The organism is Sphingomonas sp. BK580 (assembly GCF_014194975.1).
In the GTDB taxonomy this organism is placed as follows: Bacteria; Pseudomonadota; Alphaproteobacteria; order Sphingomonadales; family Sphingomonadaceae; genus Sphingomonas.
In genome coordinates this window covers 206,188-225,161 of sequence record NZ_JACIAY010000007.1, presented here as the reverse complement: position 1 = coordinate 225,161, position 18,974 = coordinate 206,188, and the positions used below count along the sequence as shown (strand labels likewise).

Below are 18,974 nucleotides of genomic sequence, written 5' to 3'. Positions count from 1 at the left end.
CGACCGTTACCGCCCGACGGGCGGCACCGGCGCAGCCTCGCGGCGCCCGGACGCGCGCGCCGCGCCGCGCCGCCCGGCCGCGGACGTGCCCCGCATACAGCGTTGGTTCAGTGGCGCGCGGGCAGGTCGGCGCCATGACGGAACCAGACCGTACCACCGGCCGTGACGTGGCCGAGGACATGGCCGCGCTGTTCGGCCCGGGCGTGCGACCCGCGCCGGCGACGCCGCCGCGGCCGCTGCCGGTGCGCTCGGGCCATCGGCGGCGCACGCTCGCGCTCGGTGTCGCCGGCGTGGCCGTGGCGGTGACCGCCGGCGTGCTCGCCGGTACCAGCGCGGTCGGGCCGGCGGCGACTCCGCCGGCCGTGACCGCGCCGGCGCGCGCCGCCGCGCCGCGCGAGCGGCCGACCGTCGCGCCGTCGGTCACGCCAGTGACCCTGCCCCCGGCCGACGCCGCGCCCGCGCGGGACGTCGCCGACGCGGCCGGCCCCGCCGCCGCGCCGATCGAGCATGCCGCGCCGGCGGTCGCGCGGGACGGCGTCGCCGTCGCCCGCGCCCCCGAGGTGCCGCGCTTCGCCGCGCCGCGCGCGGCCGGGCCGGCGCGCTTCGCGGCGGCGCCGCGCGTGCCGTCCGTACCCCCCGCGCGCGCCGTGTCGGCGCGCGGCGAGCGCTGCCTCGACGATCCCTATTGCGCCGGCGCGCGGCTCTACGACGCCGACGGCGAGGTCGCCGCCGCCTACGCCGACGCCAGCGATGCCGGCGTGAGCGCGCGGCTGTTGCGCGACTATCGCGGCGAGTGGCTGCGCGCGCGCCGCGTCGGGCGCGAGCGGCCGCGCGAGGCGCTGCGCGTCTACGGCATGATCGCCGCCGACCTGCGCCTGCTCGCCACCGACTCGGGCGGCGAGGACCCGCGGGTCGACGAGCGGAGCACGTGGCGCTGATCACGCTGCGCCACGAGCGTCACGCCGCGCCCGCGGGCGCGCGCGCCGGCGACCGGCCGCTCTACGCGATCGGCGACGTCCACGGCTGCTACGACCTGCTCCACGCCCTGCTCGCCTGGGTGGCGCGCGACTCCGCCGAGCGCTCGCCCGGCGTCGCGCCGGTGCTGGTGCTGCTGGGCGATTACGTCGACCGCGGCCCCGACTCGGCCAAGGTGCTCGCCGCGCTGTCGTGGCTGGTGCGCTCCGCCGCGATCACCGCGCGGCTGCTCGAGGGCAACCACGAGGCGATGTTCCGCCTGTTCATGGAGCGGCCCGCGGCGCACGGCCAGTGGCTGCGCTACGGCGGCTCGGAGACGCTGCGCTCCTACGGGGTCGATCCCCCGACGGAGGAGGAACCCGACGCCGCCGCGCTCACCGCGCTGCGCGATCGCCTGTTCGACGTCATGCCCGTGGCGCATCATCGCCTCCTCGAGCGGCTCGAGCCGATGGTGCGCGTCGGCGACTATGCCTTCGTCCACGCCGGGGTGCGGCCGGGTGTGCCGCTGCGCGCGCAGCAGCGCGACGACCTGCTGTGGATCCGCGACGAGTTCCTCGAGCATCCGCGCCCCGCCGAGACGATCGTGGTGCACGGCCATACCTGGGCGAGCGAGCGGCCGATGCTGCTGCCGCACCGCATCGGGCTCGACACCGGCGCCTATGAGACCGGCGTGCTCTCGGCGCTGCGGATCGACCGCGACGGGCTGGCGATCGTCCAGGCGGTCGCTGCCGGCTAGATTGCGATCGATCCGGGCGGTCTCGTGCTCCGGCGCACGCCGGAGCCCAGAGCCGCGGGGGATACGCTCGTGGCCCTGGGCTCCCGCCTTCGCAGGAGCACGGTGGCGCTTTGCCGATGGTTGACCCTTAAGCCCCTGGCGCGCGCGGACGCTTTGCCTTGACGCGCCGCGACCGCGCGGGGCATCAGCCGGCATGGATTCCGCCACCCCCGCCGACCCGCACCATATGAAGCGCCGCGGCGTGCTGTTCGTCCTCTCCTCGCCCTCGGGCGCGGGCAAGTCGACGATCGCGCGGATGCTGCTGGCGAGCGAGCCCGAGCTGTCGCTGTCGGTCTCCGCCACCACCCGCGCGATGCGGCGCGGCGAGGAGGACGGGCGCGACTATCACTTCGTCTCGCTCGACCGCTTCCGCGAGATGGCGTCCAACCACGAGTTCCTGGAATGGGCGCACGTGTTCGACCAGCGCTACGGCACGCCGCGCGCGCCGGTCGAGGCGATGCTGGCGGCGGGCAAGGACGTGCTGTTCGACATCGACTGGCAGGGCGCGCAGCAGCTCCACCAGATCGCGGGCGGCGACGTGGTGCGCGTGTTCATCCTGCCGCCCTCGATGGAGGAGCTGCGCCGCCGGCTCGAGGGCCGCGCCACCGACGCGCAGGAGATCATCGACCGCCGCATGGCGCGCGCCGACGCCGAGATCAGCCACTGGGACGGGTACGACTATGTCCTGGTCAACGACGAGGTCGAGAGCTGCTTCGCCAAGGTGAAGACGATCCTGGCGGCGGAGCGGCTCAAGCGTTCGCGCCAGACCGGGCTGATCGGCTTCATCCGCAAGCTGCGCACGCCGGCGGGGTGAGGGGAAGCGTCGGCCCCGGCATGGCGGGTCGGACCATCTGAGCGGTCGTGCTCCTGCGCACGCGGGAGCGCAGGGGCGCGCGCAACCCCGGTGCTCCTGGGCTCCCGCGTGCGCCGGAGCACGATCACTCGTCGACCGGCAGCTCCTCCAGCGCCGCGAGGAACGCCACTCCCGCGTCATAGTCGTGCCGGCGTGCCTCGGTCGCCGCGACGGCGAGCGGGTCGTCGCCCCAGTGCTCCGCCTGCCAGCGCTCGTCGAGCGTGGCCGCGTCCCACAGGGTCTCGACCGACACCGCGCCCTCGGCGAGCGCGAGCGCGCCCACCAGCGTGCCCGTCACCGTCACCAGCGGCGACAGCGCGGCGAGCGCGAAGGCGTCGCGGCTCGCCACCGCCTCGCCGAGTCGCGCCAGCGTCGCCGCCGGCTGGGCGCGGTGCATCACGCCGGTGACCAGTTCGAAGTGCACGTCATAGCGCTCGCGCGCCCAGGCGAGCAGCGGGTCCCAGGCGGCGGCCTGACGCTCGACCAGCGCGGCGGGCGCGTCGGCGCGGTAGCAGAGCAGATCGCTCTCGGCGTAGCGCGCCAGCCCCGCGGCGAAGTCGGCGCGCGCGGGCGCGATCCGGTCGATCGCGGCGTTGGCCAGTCCGGTCAGCGGCATCGCGCGCGGGTCGAGCGTCTCGCCGACCGCGCGCCACTCGTCCGCCACGAGCGCGGCGAGCGCGGCGCTCGGCAGCGCCAGCGGCACGCGGCCGGGGGTGCGCACGGGGCGATCGTCGAGCCGGACGACGCGCTCGGCGTCGACCGCCACCTCGCGCCAGAAGCGCCTCATCGCTCGCTCCGCCACCGCGCCGCGAGCGCGCGCGGCACCGTCGCCATCACCCACAGCGCCGAGAGCACGATCGCCACGCCGAGCAGCCGCGTCGGCAGCGTCTCCGCGCGGCCGAGCAGCAACACGCCCAGGATCGCGCCGAAGCTCGTCGCCAGCCGCACCCCCGCGATCGCGGACCAGCGCGCGAAGGCGGGGTCGTTCGGCGCGCTCACGCGCAGCACCCGGCGAGCTCGTCGCAGCGCCGCGCCACCGCCTGCGCGCCCGCGGCCCACAGCGCCTCCTCGCGATGATAGCCCCAGGTCACACCCACCGCGCGCACGCCCGCGGCGCGCGCCATCGTCATGTCGAAGCTGGTGTCGCCGATCATCACCGTCATATGGGGCGCCGCCCCGGCCTGCGCCATCGCTTCGTGGAGCATCGACGGGTGCGGCTTGGACGGGTGGCGGTCGGCGGTCTGCAGCGTGACGAAGCGCTCGGTCAGGCCGTGGTGCGCGAGCAGCAGCGCGAGCCCGCGGTCGGACTTGCCGGTGGCGACGCCGAGCCGCCAGCCCGCCGTCGCGAGCGCGTCGAGCGCGTCGACCAGCCCGTCGTACAGCGGCTCGGGATCGAGCGCCGCCTCGGCGCGCATGCGCTGGAAGGCGGTCTTGTAGTCGGCGGCGAGCGCCGCGTGCCGCGCCGCCCCGGCGGCGGGCGCGAGCACCGCCATCGCCTCGACCAGGCTGAGCCCGACGATGCCGCGGATCGACTCGCGCGCGGGCGCGGGCAGGCCGTGGCCGGCGAAGGCCGCCTCCATCGCGCGGCAGATGTTGGCCTGGCTGTCGACGAGCGTGCCGTCGCAGTCGAACACGGCGAGACGTGGGGACATGAGCGCGCGCTTAGGACGTCCGCCGGGCGAGCGCCAGCCAGCTTCATGCTGCGGCGCAGCGGCGAGGCGTGCGCGTCGCGCGGCGGAGCGCTCATTAACCTCTTCGTAGGAGGGAACGAATATGGTTAAGCCGGCGCGGGCGTCGGGGGGCGGCCGCGTGGATGACCGATCACGAGGGTGTGGGGAATGCTGGAAGCCGTTGCACTGACCTATGGCATGCTGCTGAGCTTCGTGCTCTCGGGCGCGTCGCATAATCGCCGGCTGGCGCGGCCGAACCCGGCAGTGCTGACCTACGTGGGCTACGTCCTGTTCGGCGCGACCTGCGCGCTGACCGCCGCTCTGTCGGTGTACGCCGCCTGGGGGCTGGCGACCGGGCAGACGCTCTCCGTCTGACCGGGCCGGGCGAGTCGCGCGCTCGCGCTCGCGCGAGCGGGGCTGACCTCCGGACAAGGCGGTTACCGCAGCGGTGGGACGAACGTTCTTCTCGTAGACGCCGGGCGACTTCCCTTTCTTACAGGAAGGGGGCGGGAGGTGGGGTCGTCCGCGAGCGCGGCGCTCCTGGCCACGCCCCACCCAGACCCCTTCGATGAAGGGGAGGGGGCTTTGTCCTCGCGCACTAGCAAGCGTCCGGGTTCGACGTGTAGCATAACTGACCCGGAACGGATGAAAGACACTGCGGTCGAGCTGCAAATCCAAGTAATCGCGAGATTCTGCTAAGTTCTCGCGTCGATCACAGAAAATCTATCTTCGATCATCCCGCGCCGTTCATATCATCGGCGTGGGAGAGGGCTTTCAGTCCCTGTCGGCGATCCTCGTCGCGCGCGAGCGATCGTCCGCGAGATCGAGGAGTCGCTGCGATGTCGTTCTATCCTTCTCTCGGTATCGCTCAAGCCCGGTTCCGGCGGCGCTGGCTGGCGCTGCTGCTCGCCGGCGTGGCGCCGCTGCTGCCCCTGCCCGTCGCGGCGCAGGATGCCGAGGCGCTGCGCCAGCGCAACGCGGCGCTCCAGGACGAGGTGGCGCACTTGCGGGCGGCGCTCGCGCGGGTCGGCGTCACGGCACCGGACACGCCCGCGGTCGCCGCCGCCAGTCCCGCACCCGCCGCCACGCCGAGCGACGACCGCGGTGACCGCGGGCTGGACGACGCGATCACCGTCACCGCGGTCCGGCTCAAGGACGCGCCGCGCTCCACCTCGGCGGTCACGGGCGAGGAGCTGGAGAAGTTCCAGGTCAACAACTTCCGCGATATCGTCAATCGCGTCGGCAACGTGCGCACCTCGTGGAACAACCCCAACACCGCGTCGATCTTCGTCCGCGGCGTCGGCTGGGCCGCGGGCGCGGGCGTGCTCGAACCCAGCGTCGGCGTCGCGGTGGACGACGTCAGCCACGGCATCAGCGCGATCTCGGCGCTGAGCAACTATCTCGACGTCGAGACGGTCGAGGTGGTGCGGGGGCCCACCGGCAGCGACGGGCTGCGCGCGACCGACGCGGGGCGGGTCGTGATCCGCACGCGCAAGCCGAGCTTCACCCCCGAGGCCGAGGCCGCGGTCACGGTCGGCCAGCGCAACACCCTGGTCGCGACTGCCGTCCTGGGCGGGCCGATCGTCGACGACGTGCTCGCCTATCGTGTCTCGATCAACCGCGAGCAGGCGGACGGTCCCTATCGGAACCGCAACGACACGCATTTCACGTGGCGCAACACCGATCGCACCAGCGTGCGCGCGCAGCTGCTGGTGACGCCCGCGCCCGCGATCGAGGCGCGGCTGATCGCGGATATCACCCCCACCAACCGCGAGATCTGCGAGAACTGCTTCGCCTTCAACCTCAAGTCGCCGCCGACCTATGACTGGATCGATCCCACGACGGGGCGCCCCGCGGCGGTGAACTACGCCAACGAGGACACCGGCCATCTCGAGCGGCGCTGGTTCCGCCAGCGCGGCGACTATTCGGTGCGCGACTTCACCGCCAAGGCGATCAACACCATCGGCGAATATCCCAACACCTATGCCACGAGGGGCGCCTCGGGCGACATCCGGCTGACGCTCGCGCCCGACACGGTGCTGCGCTCGATCACGGCCTGGCGCGACTATTCCTTCTCGCAGGGGGCCGGCTCGCACACGCAGTTCGAGTGGCTGCGCGCGCCGCGCGGCACGCAGACGTCGTTCGAGCAGTGGAGCCAGGAGCTGCGGCTCGACGCCCGGCCGCGCAAGGCGCTGAGCTACCGCGGCGGCCTGTTCGCCTATCGCGGGCTGTTCCCCAACTACAGCCAGACCGAACGCTACGGCTCGGACGCCGGCGCCTGGTACGCCAGCCCCGCGCAATATGCGCTGCTCGACCCGGTCGATCCGGCGCTACCCGACGCGGTCGACCCGGCCGGGCGCGGGCTGCTGCTCAACGCCGCCGACGCGCTGATCACCAAGCGGCAGGAGCGCTACCTCAACCGCACGCTCGCGGCCTACTCGCACCTCAGCTGGGACGCGTCGGCGCGGCTCACGCTCGACGCCGGCGCGCGGCTGTCGCGCGAGACGCGGCACAGCCGCGCGCGCAGCGTCATCCAGTCCGAGGGGTTCGCCGCCGAGCTCGACCCCGCGCGCGTCAACGACGTGGCGCTCGGCGGCTTCGACAGCGACGCGAACGGCGCGCTGACCGCCGGCAACGACGCCGCGCAGCGCGCGCTGGCGGATCGCACCGCGCAGAAATACTTCCACGTCGCCCGCTACGCCGATCTCACCGACGCGCAGCGCGCGCAGCTCGGCGCCGCCAAGGGGGTGCGCGCCGCGCGGCTCGGCGCGCTCTATCGCCGGAGCGAGGCCGCGCCGTATCGCGGCACGCTCGTCACCGGCGATCTCGCGGCGAGCTACAAGCTGATGTCCGAGCACACGATCGTGGCCTCCTACCGCCACGGCGAGAAGCCGGGCGTGGCGCAGATCGTCGGCGCGAGCGCGGCGGGCGGCACCTCGCTGCCGGTCGCGGCCGAGCGGGTGGACGCCTATGAGCTGGGCGTGCGCACGATCGCGCTGGCACACAGGCTCCAGGCCAGCGCCACCGGCTTCCGCGAGGACTTCGCGGACTATATCCAGTCGACCTTCGTCTACGACCCGGTGCAGAGCGCGCTCAACGGGGGCGGCCACCCGGCCTATCGCGCCGCGCTGGGCAACGTGCCGCGCGTGCGCAGCCAGGGAATCGAGCTGGACGTGGCGCTGTTCGCCATCCCCTATACGACGCTGCGGTTCGCCGGCGCCTATACCGACGCGCGCTACCGCTCGTTCCCGCGCGCCCCCGTCCCCGGCGAGCTGGGCGGCGACAATCCCGCCGGCCCCTATCACGACGCCAGCGGCAGCGCGCTGCCGGGCGCGCCGCGGTGGAGTGGCAACCTGTTCGGCGACTGGTCCTACCCGGTCGCGCCGGGGCGCGTGCTCCACGTCGACGTGAACCACGACGTCCAGAGCGGCTACCTCGCCGACACGACCCTGTCGCGCTACACGAGGACGCACGCCTGGGGGATCACCGACGTCTCGGCCGGGCTGGGGCTGGGCGACGGGCGCTTCGACGTCGCGCTGCTGGTGCGCAACCTGTTCGACGTCGACAACAGCCTGCAACCGTCGTGGAACCAGTACAAGCCCGGCATCCCGCGCTGGGTCGGCGTGCAGCTGCGCGGGTCGCTGTGAGCGGGCGCCGCGCCGATCCGCTGTTGACACCGGGCGCCGCGCGGCCGTTCCTCGCGCGGTGAGGCGAGGTGCGCGAGCGGAGGCGGCATGGACGAGCGGGTGACGATCGCGCTGGAGGACGGCGTCGCCGACGTGCGGCTCGCACGCGCCGACAAGATGAACGCGCTCGACCCGGCGATGTTCGCCGCGCTGGCGGCGGCGATCGACCGGCTCGCCGGCGCGCCGGGGTTGCGCGCGGTGGTGCTCTCGGGCGAGGGGCGCGGCTTCTGCGCCGGGCTCGACATGGCGGCGATGGCGGCGGGCGGGTCGGGGCTCGCGCTGGGCGAGCGCACGCGCGGCTCGAGCAACGACGTGCAATATGTCTGCACCGGCTGGCGCGCGCTGCCCGTGCCGGTGATCGCCGCCGCGCACGGCGTCGCCTTCGGCGGCGGCTGCCAGCTGCTCGCCGGCGCCGACGTGCGGGTCGCGCATCCCGACACGCGGCTGGCGATCCGCGAGGTGCATTGGGGGCTGGTGCCCGACATGGGCGGCTATGCGCTGTGGCGCGGCAGCGTGCGCGACGACGTGCTGCGCGAATTGGTCTATACCGCGCGCGAGCTCGACGCCGCCGAGGCGCAGGCGTGCGGGCTGGTCACCTACCTCGACCCGGCACCGCGCGAGCGCGCGCTGGCGATCGCGCGCGCCATCGCGGCGCGCAGCCCCGACGCGGTGCGCGCCGCCAAGCGGCTGTTCGCGCTCGCCGCCGACGCCGACGCGCCCGCCATCCTCGCCGCCGAGAGCGCGGCGCAGCTGGCGCTGCTGCGCTCGCCCAACCAGGCCGAGGCGGTGCGCGCCAACCTGGCGAAGCGCGCGCCGCGTTTCGGCGACGCGGGGTAGGTGCGACGGTGCCTTCGCCTCCGCCCGGCCGTCATCCCGACCTCGTATCAGGATCCACGGCCCGCAGGCGCGGCGGCGTGCGGGTGCGCGGCACCGTGATTCCCGAGATCAGGTCAGCACGACGCTGGAGCGGGCGATGGTCGCTTGAACCTTCCTCTTCCGCGCCGCAGGCTCCGCCGCCCCGCCACGGGACGCGTGCAACACCATGAACGCCACGTTGTTCCCGGTTCATGCAACCGCGCTAGAAGCGACACGTTACGTCGCCAACATGAATTTCGAACGGGAGAATGAAGTCATGCGTAAGCTGATGCTGGCCTTCGGTGCCGCTGCGATGGTCGCGCCGACGCTCGTCGCCGCCACCGTCGATGCCGACGCGCAGCGCCGGTACAAGTATCGCGAGTGGCGCGGCAACGACGGTCGCCTGCGCTGCCGCAAGCCCGACGGCACCACCGGCCTGGTCGTCGGCGCGGTCGCGGGCGGTCTGCTCGGCCGCACCATCGACTCGCGCGGCGACCGCACGCTCGGCACCGTGCTGGGCGGCGTCGGCGGCGCGCTCGCCGGCCGCGAGATCGAGCGCAGCGGCAAGCGCCAGTGCCGCTGAGACCGATGCGCGGTTGAGCCTTTCGGCCTGACCGACGTTGGAGGAGGCGCGGTCCGCGAGTGCGGGCCGCGCCTTTTCTCTTTTAGGTCCCAGCGGGAGAGTGACTCATGCCCACGCGCGGTGGTTCGGCACGCTACGAAGGTCTCGGCAAGGAGGGGAAGGGCTGGACCTCGACCCAGTCCAAGGCGCTCGACGAGCAACCCTATGGCTTCGGCACGCGCTTCGGCGACGAGCCCGGCACCAATCCCGAGGAACTGATCGCGGCGGCGCACGCCAGCTGCTTCACCATGGCGCTGAGCTTCGCGCTCGCCGGCGCGGGCTACAGCGACGGCACGCTCGAGACGAGCGCGCGGGTCACCGTCGACAAGGACGGCGACGGCTTCACCATCACCTCGTCCAAGCTCGACCTCACCGCCAAGATCCCGGGCATCGCGCCCGACGAGTTCGAGCGCATCGCCCAGGATGCCAAAGCAAATTGCCCCGTTTCCAAAGTGTTGAACGCGGAAGTGACGCTGACGCACAAGTTGGAGTCGTAAGTGTCTCTGAAGTGAACAAGAGGTAGTTTCCCGTTCACGCAACCGGGGCGCGGCGGCGCCGTTCATGCGACATCACTCTGTAGGGAGATCAGTGATGCGTATCATCCTCGCCGCCGCGCTCGCCGCCACTACCTTGGCCAGCGTCCCCGCCGCGGCCGCGCCGCAGGACCCGCGCCGCGCCAACCGCGAGTATCGCGACGATATCCGGGACGCGCGCCAGGAATATCGCGAGGACCTGCGCGACGCCGACTCGCGCCGCGACGTCCATGACGCGCGCCGCGAGTATCGTGACAGCGTCCGCGACGCGCGGCGCGACCGCAACGATCGGGTGCGCGACTGGCGTCGCTCGGCGCGCTACGATTACAACCGGTACGAGCCCGGGCAGCGCGCCTATTACGCCGACCGCTACTATCGCGACGGTCGCTATTATCGCGCGCGCGCGCTCGGCCGCAACGACCGCATCTATCGCGGCTCGGACAATCGTTATTACTGCCGCCGCAACGACGGCACGACCGGGCTGATCGTCGGCGGTCTCGCCGGCGGCGCGCTGGGCAACATCATCGCGGGCGGCGGCTCGCGCCTGCTCGGCACCGTGATCGGCGCGGGCGGCGGCGCGCTGCTCGGCCAGCAGGTCGACCGCGGCCAGGTGGTCTGCCGCTGAGGCCTCTTGAGTTCAGTGATGCGTACGGGCGGGCCCCGGCAGCGATGCCGGGGCCCGTCTCGCGTCAGATGATCCCGCCGCCGAGCATCAGCCGCAGCCCGAAGATCAGCATCAGCACGAGGTTGAGGTTGCGCCCGGTGTTGCGCGACGAGAGCGCGCCGACCGCGGCGCCGACCACCGCGATCGGGATGACGAACCAATAGCCCCAGGCGAGGAACGGCAGGAACGGCACGATGCCGAGCAGCAGCGCGACGAGGCCGATCAGGATCGAGAACAGGTTGAGCATGGGGGCAAGATGGCGAGCGACCAGGTGTATTGCAAGGGTGAGACGGTGAGGGGCCCGCCTTGGCGCGAGACGCACCGTCGGGCGGCCGTCGCACGCTTATCGCTATGACTCTCGTCGCCCCCCTCCCACGTCCCACCGTCATCCCTGCGAAGGCAGGGATCCAGACGCGCGGACGTTTCGCCTCTAACACGACCGTCAGCGCGTCTGGATTCCCGCCTGCGCGGGAATGACGGTTGGGGGGCGGTCGGGTGGACCTCAACCTGCGGCAGTTCTCGATGGTGACGGACGCCACCTCTATCCGTCGACTGCCGAGCAATCCGTAGCGAGGTCGCCATCGTCCGCCGCCGACAGTGCGCCCCGGCTTAGCACCTCGGCCGCCACGATCCCGCCGCTCCGTCTTCCCCATCGCTCCACGTTTTGGAGACGCCACCGTTCTCCCACGCCCGCCGATTTCCTTCCGCGGCGAAAGCGACTAGGGCGGCGCGATGAACTCCCTCTTCCTCGTCATGGCGGGCGGCGCGGTGGGCACGGCCGGGCGCTACCTGACCGGGCGCGCGATGACCGCGGCGCTCGGACCCGACTGGCCCTGGGGCACGCTCACCGTCAACCTGATCGGCGGGCTGCTGATGGGGCTGCTCGTCGGCGCGCTCGCGCGCACCGGCGCGAGCGAGAACTGGCGGCTGCTGCTCGGTGTCGGCGTGCTCGGCGGCTTCACCACCTTCTCCGCCTTCGCGCTCGACGCCGCGACGATGATCGAGCGCGGCGCCGCGCTCGGCGCGATCGGCTACGCGTTCGTCTCGGTGGTCGGCGCGATCGCGGCGGTGTTCGCCGGGCTCGCGCTGGTGCGGGTGGCGGCATGAGCACCGAGGGCGTCCGCCAGTTCACCGTCGCGCTCGACGACGACGGGATCCGCGTCGACCGCTGGTGCAAGCGCCACCTCGACGGCACCAGCTTCACCACCGTCGCCAAATGGGCGCGCACCGGGCAGCTGCGGCTCGACGGCGCGCGCGTCGGCCCGGGCGACCGCGTCCAGGCCGGTCAGGTGCTGCGCGTGCCCCCGCCCGAGCCGGTGCGCAGCGACGCCAGGCCCGAGCGCCAGCGCGCGCCGCTCAGCGAGGACGAGATCGCGTTCGCGCGCGAGCTGGTGATCCACCGCGACGCGCAGGCGCTGGTGCTCAACAAACCCCCCGGCCTCGCCACGCAGGGCGGCACCAAGACCACCGCGCACGTCGACGGGCTGCTCGACGCCTTGCAGGACGAGTCGCAGGGTCGGCCCAAGCTGGTCCACCGCCTCGACAAGGACACGTCGGGCGCGCTGCTGGTGGCGCGCACCGCGCGCGCCGCGGGCTTCTTCGCCAAGGCCTTCTCGGGGCGCACCGCGAAGAAGGTCTATTGGGCGCTGATCGTCGGCGTGCCCTCGATCGACGACGGCACGATCGAGCTGCCGATCGCCAAGCAGCCCGGCACCGGCGGCGAGAAGATGCACGTCGACGAGGCCGAGGGCCAGCCGGCGCGGACGCGCTACCGCGTGATCGAGCGCGCCGGCAACCGCACCGCCTGGGTCGAGCTGCAACCCTTCACCGGGCGCACGCACCAGCTGCGCGTCCATATGGCGGCGATCGGCCACCCGATCGTGGGCGACGGCAAGTACGGCGGCCCGGCGGCGTTCCTCACCGGCGGGATCAGCCGCAAGATGCACCTTCACGCGCGCCGCCTCCGCGTCGACCATCCCGACGGCGGCGAGATCGACGTCACCGCCGAGCTGCCGTCGCACTTCGCCGAGAGCCTCGCCTCGCTCGGCTTCGAGGCGATGGCGGGCGACATGATGCCGCTCGACGAGCGCGCGCCGCCGACGCGCGAGGAGAAGAAGGCGCGCGCGCGGGCGCATGCCAAGACGGTGCGCAAGGAGCGCCGCGGCGAGCGGCGCTCGCGCGCGGGCGGCGAGGGCAGAAGCGGGGAGGGCAGGGGCGGCGGCCGGCGCTGGTGAGGGAGATTGGGCAGCGGTGCGCTGATGGCGGCGAGCCGCAGCGGAGGGGCTGGTGCGGGGCGGTTCCTCAGGCGGCGCGCTCGCGGCGAGGCCCACCCCCGCCTCTCCGCTGAAGGGGAGGGGGCGAGTAGCACGCCCCCCGGTTGCACCGCGCCGCCGCGCGTGTAGACGCTGGGCCATGGACCTCGACCCGGCCGCCGCGCTCAAGGCGCTCCAGAGCCGCAACTTCGGCGGGCACAGCGCGCGGCTGGGCATCCGCTACCACGATCGCGGGCCCGACTGGGTCGAGCTCGCGCTGCCCTTCTCGCCCGACCTGATCGGCGACGAGGAGAGCGGCGTGCTCGCCTCGGGCCCGATCATCGCGCTGATGGACGTGGCGACCAGCATCGCGGTGTGGCAGCGCATCGCCGCCTTCGCGCCGCACGCCACGCTCGACCTGCGGATCGACTACCTCCGCCCGGCGCGCCCCGGCCAGACCGTGATCGGGCGCGCCGAGTGCCTGCGCGTGGCGCGCTCGATCGCCTTCACGCGCGGGATCGCGCACGACGGCGACCTCGCCGACCCGGTGGCGCATGTCGCGGCCACGTTCATGGTGCCGAGCGGCACCTATCCCAAGGTGGTGCCGTGACCCTCCCGCCCTATGCCGAGCTGCTCGGCGCGACGCTCGAGGTCGGCGAGGACGGCGCGCCGCTGATCGTCATGCCCTTCGGCGAGGACGTCGTCGGCCGGCCGGGCTTCCTCCAGGGCGGCGCGATCTCGGGGCTGCTCGAGGTGGCCGCGATCGCCGCGCTGCGCCACGCGCTGGCGGAGGAGGGCGGCGCGCGCGTCAAGCCGATCAACGTCACCGTCGACTTCATGCGCGGCGGGCGCGATCACGTCACGCGGGCGGCGGGCACGATCACGCGTCTGGGCACGCGCGTCGCCAACGTCGAGGCGGTGGCGTGGCAGGACGATCGCGTCCGTCCGATCGCGGCGGCGCGGATGAACTATCTCATCGAGCGCGACTAGGCCCGCGATGACCCCGCCGCTCGAGCCCGCGGTGCTGCTGCCGGCCTTCGCGCCCTATCTCGACGTCGCCGGGATCGCGGTGTTCGCGGCCTCGGGCGCGCTGGCCGCGGCGCGGCGCGCGCAGACGCCGGTGACGCTGGCCTTCTTCGCGCTGGTGACCGGCGTGGGCGGGGGCACGGTGCGCGACCTGCTGATCGGCGCGCCGGTGTTCTGGGTGCACGACGCGCGCGTCGCCGCGGTGTGCCTGGTGATGGCGGCGGTGATCTGGGCGACGCCCGAGCGCTGGTGGCGCGGCGCCGCGCTCGACTGGTTCGACGCGGTCGGGCTCGCCGCCTATGCGGTGTACGGCGCGGCCAAGGCGCTGGGATACGGCGTGCCACCGGTGCCGGCGGCGCTGATGGGAGTGGTGACCGGTTGCGTCGGCGGCATCATCCGCGACGTGCTCGCGGGCGAGCCCTCGATCCTGATGCGCCCCGAGCTGTACGTCACCGCCGCGGCGCTGGCGGCGGGACTGCACGTCGCACTGCGCCAGCTCGGCGTGCCGCCGGTGGTGGCGGCGGGCGTCGCGGCGAGCGCGGGCTTCGCGCTGCGCGCCGCGGCGATCCGGTGGAAGCTGGCGCTGCCGGCCTATGGGGAGCGGGACTAGCTCCTCGCCGCGGGGCGGGAGGGAACCAGGAGAGACTCACGCCCCCGCCTGGCCGCCCACCAGCCAGCTCACGTCCTTCGCCGGCTCGCGCTCCTGTCGCGCCGACACCGACCGGAGCCGCTGGCGGTCGAGCAGGGTCACTCGCTGGCGGTTGCGGCGGATCAGCCCGGTGTCGACCAGCTGGCGGAAGACGCGATTGACGTGCACCGCGGTGAGCCCCAGGTGATCGCCGATCTGCTCCTGCGTCACGGGCAGCTCGAACTCGTCGATCGTGCCGCCGCTCAGCGCGCCGAGTCGCTCGGCGAGGTCGAGCAGCAGCGCCGACACACGCGCCAGCGCCGGGGTGCGGCCGACCGCGGCGAGCCGGTCCATCAGCGCGACCCGCTCGCGCTGGATGCTCAGCAGCATCGCCGCCGCGAAGGACGGCGAGCGCTGGAAGAGCTCGCCGAACGACGCGAGCGAGACGCGGCTGACGCTCGCCGGCGTCAGCGCGGTCAGCGTGTCGGCGGTGCGCTCCAGGCACATGCTGGGCGTGCCGAGCAGGTCGCCGGGCAGATGAAACTTGGTGATCTGGCGGTCGCCGCCCGGCAACAGCACCGACGAGGCGACCCAGCCCTCGATCAAGAGGTAGATGAAGCGCGGCGGCTCCCCCTCGCGGCGCAGCACGGCGTGGCGTGCCAGCCGCATCGGCGGCTCGCCCATCGCCTGGATCCGCTCGATGTCGGCGGCAGGCAGGACGATCGACTCGTTGAAGCGATGTAGAGGCAGGCTGTGCAGCACGTATGGTCCCCGTGAGAAGGACACGCAGGCTAGCGCGATTTCAACGCGGAAGACTCTGACGCACTTTAAAAATATTGATGAAAGTTGTGGCCCGTCGGAACGCTTTCGCTGACGCCGCGCAGCCCCTAACGTCGGCGCCGAAAGGGGAATCCTCACACAATGTCGCATCGCGCTCTCACCGCCGTCGCCCTCTGCCTCGCCGCCGCCCAGCTCTCGGCACCGCTCGCGGCGCAGGTGAGCCCGCCGCCCAACGACCCGCCGGTGGCGCAGACCCAGGCGCCGGAAGACCAGGCGACCGCGCCGCTGCCCGACCAGGCCGGTCCGCTGCCGCCGCCGCAACCGCGCGCGGGCGCGCCGGTGGGCGAGAAGGCCAAGCCCGCCAAGTGGGACGTCAACGCGCCGCGCGGCCTGCGCACGCGCGAGGTGCGGATCGCCACCGACGAGGGCAGCTGGATGAACCTCGACGTCTCGCCGGACGGCCAGACGATCGCGTTCGACCTGCTCGGCGACATCTACACCATGCCCGTCAGCGGCGGCACGCCGACGCGGATCGCCGCGGGGCTCGCGTTCGAGCACCAGCCGCGCTTCTCGCCCGACGGGCGCCGCATCGCCTTCACCTCGGACCGCGGCGGCGGCGACAACATCTGGGTGATGAACCGGGACGGCAGCGATAAGCGCCAGGTCACCAGGGAGGACTTCCGCCTGCTCAACCAGCCGACGTGGAGCCCCGACGGGCGCTTCATCGTCGCGAAGAAGCATTTCACTACCGGTCGCTCGCTCGGCACCGGCGAGGTGTGGCTCTACCATGTGTCGGGCGGCGGCGGGGTGCAGCTCGTCAAGCGCGCCAGCGAGGTGCTGCAGAAGGAGTTGGGCGAGCCGATCTACGCGCCCGACGGCAAGAGCGTCTATTACACGCGCAACGTCTCGCCCGGTCCGATCTTCGAGTACGCGCAGAACTCGCGCACCGACCTGTTCGACATCGAGCGCTACGACCTCGACAGCGGCGAGGTGACGACGGTCGTCTCGGGCGCGGGCGGCGCGGTGCGGCCGACGCCGTCGCGCGACGGCAGGCGCATCGCCTTCGTGCGCCGCGACGACAATGTCTCGACCCTGTGGGTCAAGGACCTCGCCAGCGGCGAGGAGCGCAAGATCTACGGACCGCTCGACCGCGACGTGCAGGAGACCTGGGCGGTCACCGGCGTCTACCCCAACATGGCGTGGACGCCGCGCGACGAGGCGATCGTGTTCTGGGCCGGCGGCAAGCTGCGCCGCGTGGCAGTGGCGAGGGACGGCGCCGGCGGCGCGGCGAGCGTGATCCCGTTCCGCGTCGACGACACGCGCGTGGTGGTCGACTCGGTCCATCCCCAGGTCGAGGTCGCGCCGGCGCGCTTCGCCACCAGGATGCCGCGCTGGGCCGAGGTCTCGCCCGACGGTCGCCAGGTGGTGTTCGAGACGCTGGGCAAGCTCTGGGTCAAGCCGGTCGCGGGCGGCGCGGCCAGGCGGCTGACGCGCGGTGACGACGGGTTCGAACTGTTCCCGAGCTGGTCGCGCGACGGCAAGCAGGTCGTCTTCGTCGGCTGGCGCGACGACGCGCTCGGCCAGATCCGCACCGTCTCGTCCAGCGGGGGCGCGGCGCGCACCGTCACCACCGCGGCGGGCACCTATCGCCGCCCGCGCTTCTCGCCCGACGGCCGGACGATCGTGTTCGAGCAGGGGCAGGGCGGCGAGCTCACCTCCCCCCGCGGCAACCCCGGCAGCGGCGTGTACCGCGTCGCGACGAGCGGGGGCGCGCCCGAGCGGGTCGCGCGCGACGCCGCCGAGCCGCAGTTCGGCGCGAGCGGCGACCGCGTCTTCATGATCGCCAACGACGGCGGCAAGCGCCAGCTCGTCAGCACCGATCTCACCGGCGAGAACAAGCGGGTCCATGCCGCGGGCGAGCTGGTCAACGACTATCAGGTCTCGCCCGCGGGCGACTATGTCGCCTTCCGCCAGAACTACGAGGCGTTCGTGATGCCGCTGCTGCCGGGCAAGCAGGCGGTCGACGTCGACACCAAGGGCAGCGCGCTGCCGGCGACTCGGGTCAGCGCGGACGGCGCCGACTTCATCCACTGGTCCAACGGCGGCGCGCAGATCCACTGGAGCGCTGGGCCGGTGCTCTACACCGCGCAAACCGCGCAGCTGTTCCGCGCCGCGCCGGCGGACGAGGGCGCGAAGGGCGCCTCCTTCACTCCGCCGCGCACCGGCGTGTCGCTGTCGATGGAGGTGGACGCCGCCAAGCCGACCGGCACGGTGGCGCTCACCGGCGCGCGCGTGGTCACCATGGCGGCGGCGGACGGCGGCATCGTCGACGACGCCACCGTGCTGATCCGCGGCGACCGCATCGTCGCGGTCGGCCCGCGCGCGTCGGTCCAGATCCCGGCGGGCGCGCGGACGGTCGACGTCAGCGGCAAGACGATCATCCCCGGGCTGGTCGACGCGCACGCGCACGGCCCGCAAGGCGACGACGAGCTGGTGCCGCAGCAGAACTGGTCGGCGATGGCCAATCTCGCGCTCGGCACGACGACGATCCACGATCCCTCGTCGCGCTCGGCCGAGATCTTCCCGGCGGCCGAGATGCAGCAGGCCGGGCTGGTGCTCGCACCGCGCACCTTCTCCACCGGCGAGGTGATCTACGGCGCCAGGTCGCCCGACGTCTACGCGCAGATCGACGATTACGACGACGCGCTGGCGGTGGTGCGCCGGCTCAAGGCGGTGGGGGCGCACAGCGTCAAGAACTACAACCAGCCGCGCCGCGAGCAGCGCCAGATGGTCGTCGCTGCCGCCCAGGCCGAGAACATGGAGGTGGTGCCCGAGGGCGGCTCGCTGTTCACGCTCGACATGACCTTGGTGCAGGACGGCAACGCGACGGTCGAGCACAACGTCCCGCTCGAGACCTTCTACGGCGACGTGGTGCAGCTCTGGTCGCAGACCAAGGTGGGCTACACGCCGACATTGGTGGTGGCCTATGGCGGGCCGGCGGGCGATCCCTACTGGCGCGCGCACATGGACGTGTGGCGCCACCCGCTGCTGTCGCGCCACGCGCCGCCCGCGCTGCTCGCCGCGCAGAACGCGCGTCGCGTGATCGCGCCCGAGAGCGACTATGTCGACGGCGTCACCGCGCGCGAGGCCAGGAAGCTCGCGGCGAAGGGCGTGCCCGTCGCGATCGGCGCGCACGGCCAGCAGCCGGGGCTGGGCGCGCACTGGGAGCTGTGGAGTTTCGTGCGCGGCGGCATGACGCCGATCGAGGCGCTGCGCGCGGGGACGATCGCCGCGGCGACGTCGCTCGGCTACGCCAAGGACGTCGGCTCGCTCGAGCCGGGCAAGCTCGCCGACCTGGTGGTGCTCGACGCCGACCCCACCGCGGACATCCGCAACAGCGACAAGGTGGCGCAGGTGATGCTCGGCGGCCGGCTGTACGACGCCGCCACGCTCAACGAGGTCGCCACCGGCACGCGCAGGCGCCAGCCCTATTGGTGGGAGCGCGCGGGCGACGCGAGCGGCGCGGCGGGCCGGCCGACGATCGGGCACGGCTTCGGCGACGTGGACTGAGCGACGCGGCGCGGTCTGCCGACGGCTCGCGTCCGTTCACTTCCGTGATCCCCGACCACGTCGGGGATGACGGAAGAAGAGGTCA

The 18,974-nt window shown here is 73.2% G+C and carries 20 protein-coding genes; 15 read left to right on the top strand and 5 right to left on the bottom strand.

Annotated elements, in window-relative coordinates; genetic code table 11:
* The first annotated feature begins 134 nt into the window (after positions 1–134).
* From FHY05_RS14245 to gmk, 3 genes are all read left to right on the top strand, one after another.
* Positions 135–938 carry a hypothetical protein gene (locus FHY05_RS14245; protein WP_183945104.1) on the top strand — a complete coding sequence of 268 codons (804 nt, stop codon included), beginning with the start codon at positions 135–137 and terminating at the stop codon, positions 936–938.
* The gene (locus FHY05_RS14240) at positions 929–1,711 is read left to right on the top strand and encodes a metallophosphoesterase family protein (RefSeq protein ID WP_311732483.1); all 783 of its coding nucleotides are present in this window, start codon (positions 929–931) and stop codon (positions 1,709–1,711) included. Before FHY05_RS14245 ends, FHY05_RS14240 begins: the two co-directional genes overlap by 10 nt.
* A 193-nt stretch (positions 1,712–1,904) precedes the next feature.
* The gene (gene gmk / locus FHY05_RS14235) at positions 1,905–2,564 is read left to right on the top strand and encodes a guanylate kinase (RefSeq protein WP_183921647.1); all 660 of its coding nucleotides are present in this window, start codon (positions 1,905–1,907) and stop codon (positions 2,562–2,564) included.
* A gap of 124 nt (positions 2,565–2,688) precedes the next feature.
* Here the strand turns inward: gmk and FHY05_RS14230 are convergent, their stop codons facing one another.
* The 3 genes from FHY05_RS14230 to FHY05_RS14220 are packed head-to-tail and all read right to left on the bottom strand — an operon-like array spanning position 2,689 to position 4,255.
* The gene (locus FHY05_RS14230) at positions 2,689–3,390 is read right to left on the bottom strand and encodes an ATP12 family chaperone protein (RefSeq protein WP_183945103.1); all 702 of its coding nucleotides are present in this window, start codon (positions 3,388–3,390) and stop codon (positions 2,689–2,691) included.
* Positions 3,387–3,602 carry a hypothetical protein gene (locus tag FHY05_RS14225; protein ID WP_183945149.1) on the bottom strand — a complete coding sequence of 72 codons (216 nt, stop codon included), beginning with the start codon at positions 3,600–3,602 and terminating at the stop codon, positions 3,387–3,389. The genes FHY05_RS14230 and FHY05_RS14225 overlap by 4 nt, the downstream gene beginning before the upstream one ends.
* Positions 3,599–4,255 (bottom strand): HAD-IA family hydrolase, encoded by a 657-nt coding sequence (locus tag FHY05_RS14220; RefSeq protein WP_183945102.1) that lies wholly within the window; start codon positions 4,253–4,255, stop codon positions 3,599–3,601. The genes FHY05_RS14225 and FHY05_RS14220 overlap by 4 nt, the downstream gene beginning before the upstream one ends.
* A gap of 186 nt (positions 4,256–4,441) precedes the next feature.
* Between FHY05_RS14220 and FHY05_RS14215 the strand changes: the two genes are divergently transcribed.
* The 6 genes from FHY05_RS14215 to FHY05_RS14190 all read left to right on the top strand — a co-directional run bounded on the left by FHY05_RS14215 (position 4,442) and on the right by FHY05_RS14190 (position 10,594).
* Positions 4,442–4,648 carry a hypothetical protein gene (locus FHY05_RS14215; RefSeq protein WP_183945101.1) on the top strand — a complete coding sequence of 69 codons (207 nt, stop codon included), beginning with the start codon at positions 4,442–4,444 and terminating at the stop codon, positions 4,646–4,648.
* A gap of 464 nt (positions 4,649–5,112) precedes the next feature.
* Positions 5,113–7,920, top strand: coding sequence for a TonB-dependent receptor (locus tag FHY05_RS14210; RefSeq protein ID WP_183945100.1), 2,808 nt, complete (start codon positions 5,113–5,115; stop codon positions 7,918–7,920).
* Between the two features lie 87 nt (positions 7,921–8,007).
* Positions 8,008–8,796, top strand: a complete 789-nt coding sequence (locus FHY05_RS14205; protein WP_183945099.1) for a crotonase/enoyl-CoA hydratase family protein — start codon at positions 8,008–8,010, stop codon at positions 8,794–8,796.
* A 295-nt stretch (positions 8,797–9,091) separates the two neighbouring features.
* Positions 9,092–9,397, top strand: coding sequence for a glycine zipper 2TM domain-containing protein (locus FHY05_RS14200; protein WP_183945098.1), 306 nt, complete (start codon positions 9,092–9,094; stop codon positions 9,395–9,397).
* A gap of 107 nt (positions 9,398–9,504) precedes the next feature.
* Positions 9,505–9,933 carry an OsmC family protein gene (locus FHY05_RS14195; RefSeq protein ID WP_183945097.1) on the top strand — a complete coding sequence of 143 codons (429 nt, stop codon included), beginning with the start codon at positions 9,505–9,507 and terminating at the stop codon, positions 9,931–9,933.
* Between the two features lie 94 nt (positions 9,934–10,027).
* Positions 10,028–10,594: a glycine zipper 2TM domain-containing protein gene (locus tag FHY05_RS14190; RefSeq protein WP_183945096.1), complete on the top strand. Its 567-nt coding sequence runs from the start codon at positions 10,028–10,030 to the stop codon at positions 10,592–10,594.
* Positions 10,595–10,658: 64 nt separating this feature from the next.
* Here FHY05_RS14190 and FHY05_RS14185 read toward each other — a convergent pair whose 3' ends face one another.
* On the bottom strand, positions 10,659–10,880 hold the full coding sequence (locus FHY05_RS14185; RefSeq protein WP_183945095.1) for a hypothetical protein: 222 nt from the start codon (positions 10,878–10,880) through the stop codon (positions 10,659–10,661).
* 485 nt (positions 10,881–11,365) lie between these two features.
* On the opposite strand from FHY05_RS14185, the gene crcB reads away from it, so the two are divergent.
* The 5 genes from crcB to FHY05_RS14160 all read left to right on the top strand — a co-directional run bounded on the left by crcB (position 11,366) and on the right by FHY05_RS14160 (position 14,521).
* Positions 11,366–11,740, top strand: a complete 375-nt coding sequence (gene crcB, locus FHY05_RS14180; protein WP_183945094.1) for a fluoride efflux transporter CrcB — start codon at positions 11,366–11,368, stop codon at positions 11,738–11,740.
* Positions 11,737–12,867: an RluA family pseudouridine synthase gene (locus FHY05_RS14175; RefSeq protein ID WP_183945093.1), complete on the top strand. Its 1,131-nt coding sequence runs from the start codon at positions 11,737–11,739 to the stop codon at positions 12,865–12,867. Before crcB ends, FHY05_RS14175 begins: the two co-directional genes overlap by 4 nt.
* A 178-nt stretch (positions 12,868–13,045) precedes the next feature.
* Positions 13,046–13,495 carry a PaaI family thioesterase gene (locus FHY05_RS14170; protein ID WP_183945092.1) on the top strand — a complete coding sequence of 150 codons (450 nt, stop codon included), beginning with the start codon at positions 13,046–13,048 and terminating at the stop codon, positions 13,493–13,495.
* Positions 13,492–13,875 (top strand): PaaI family thioesterase, encoded by a 384-nt coding sequence (locus FHY05_RS14165; RefSeq protein ID WP_183945091.1) that lies wholly within the window; start codon positions 13,492–13,494, stop codon positions 13,873–13,875. Before FHY05_RS14170 ends, FHY05_RS14165 begins: the two co-directional genes overlap by 4 nt.
* Before the next feature lie 7 nt (positions 13,876–13,882).
* Positions 13,883–14,521 (top strand): trimeric intracellular cation channel family protein, encoded by a 639-nt coding sequence (locus FHY05_RS14160; protein ID WP_183945090.1) that lies wholly within the window; start codon positions 13,883–13,885, stop codon positions 14,519–14,521.
* Between the two features lie 36 nt (positions 14,522–14,557).
* On the opposite strand, the gene FHY05_RS14155 is transcribed toward FHY05_RS14160, so the two are convergent.
* Positions 14,558–15,301 (bottom strand): Crp/Fnr family transcriptional regulator, encoded by a 744-nt coding sequence (locus FHY05_RS14155; RefSeq protein WP_183945089.1) that lies wholly within the window; start codon positions 15,299–15,301, stop codon positions 14,558–14,560.
* 159 nt (positions 15,302–15,460) lie between these two features.
* Here FHY05_RS14155 and FHY05_RS14150 point away from each other — a divergent pair, with 159 nt between their 5' ends.
* Positions 15,461–18,889 carry an amidohydrolase family protein gene (locus FHY05_RS14150; protein WP_183945088.1) on the top strand — a complete coding sequence of 1,143 codons (3,429 nt, stop codon included), beginning with the start codon at positions 15,461–15,463 and terminating at the stop codon, positions 18,887–18,889.
* Positions 18,890–18,974 lie beyond the last annotated feature (85 nt).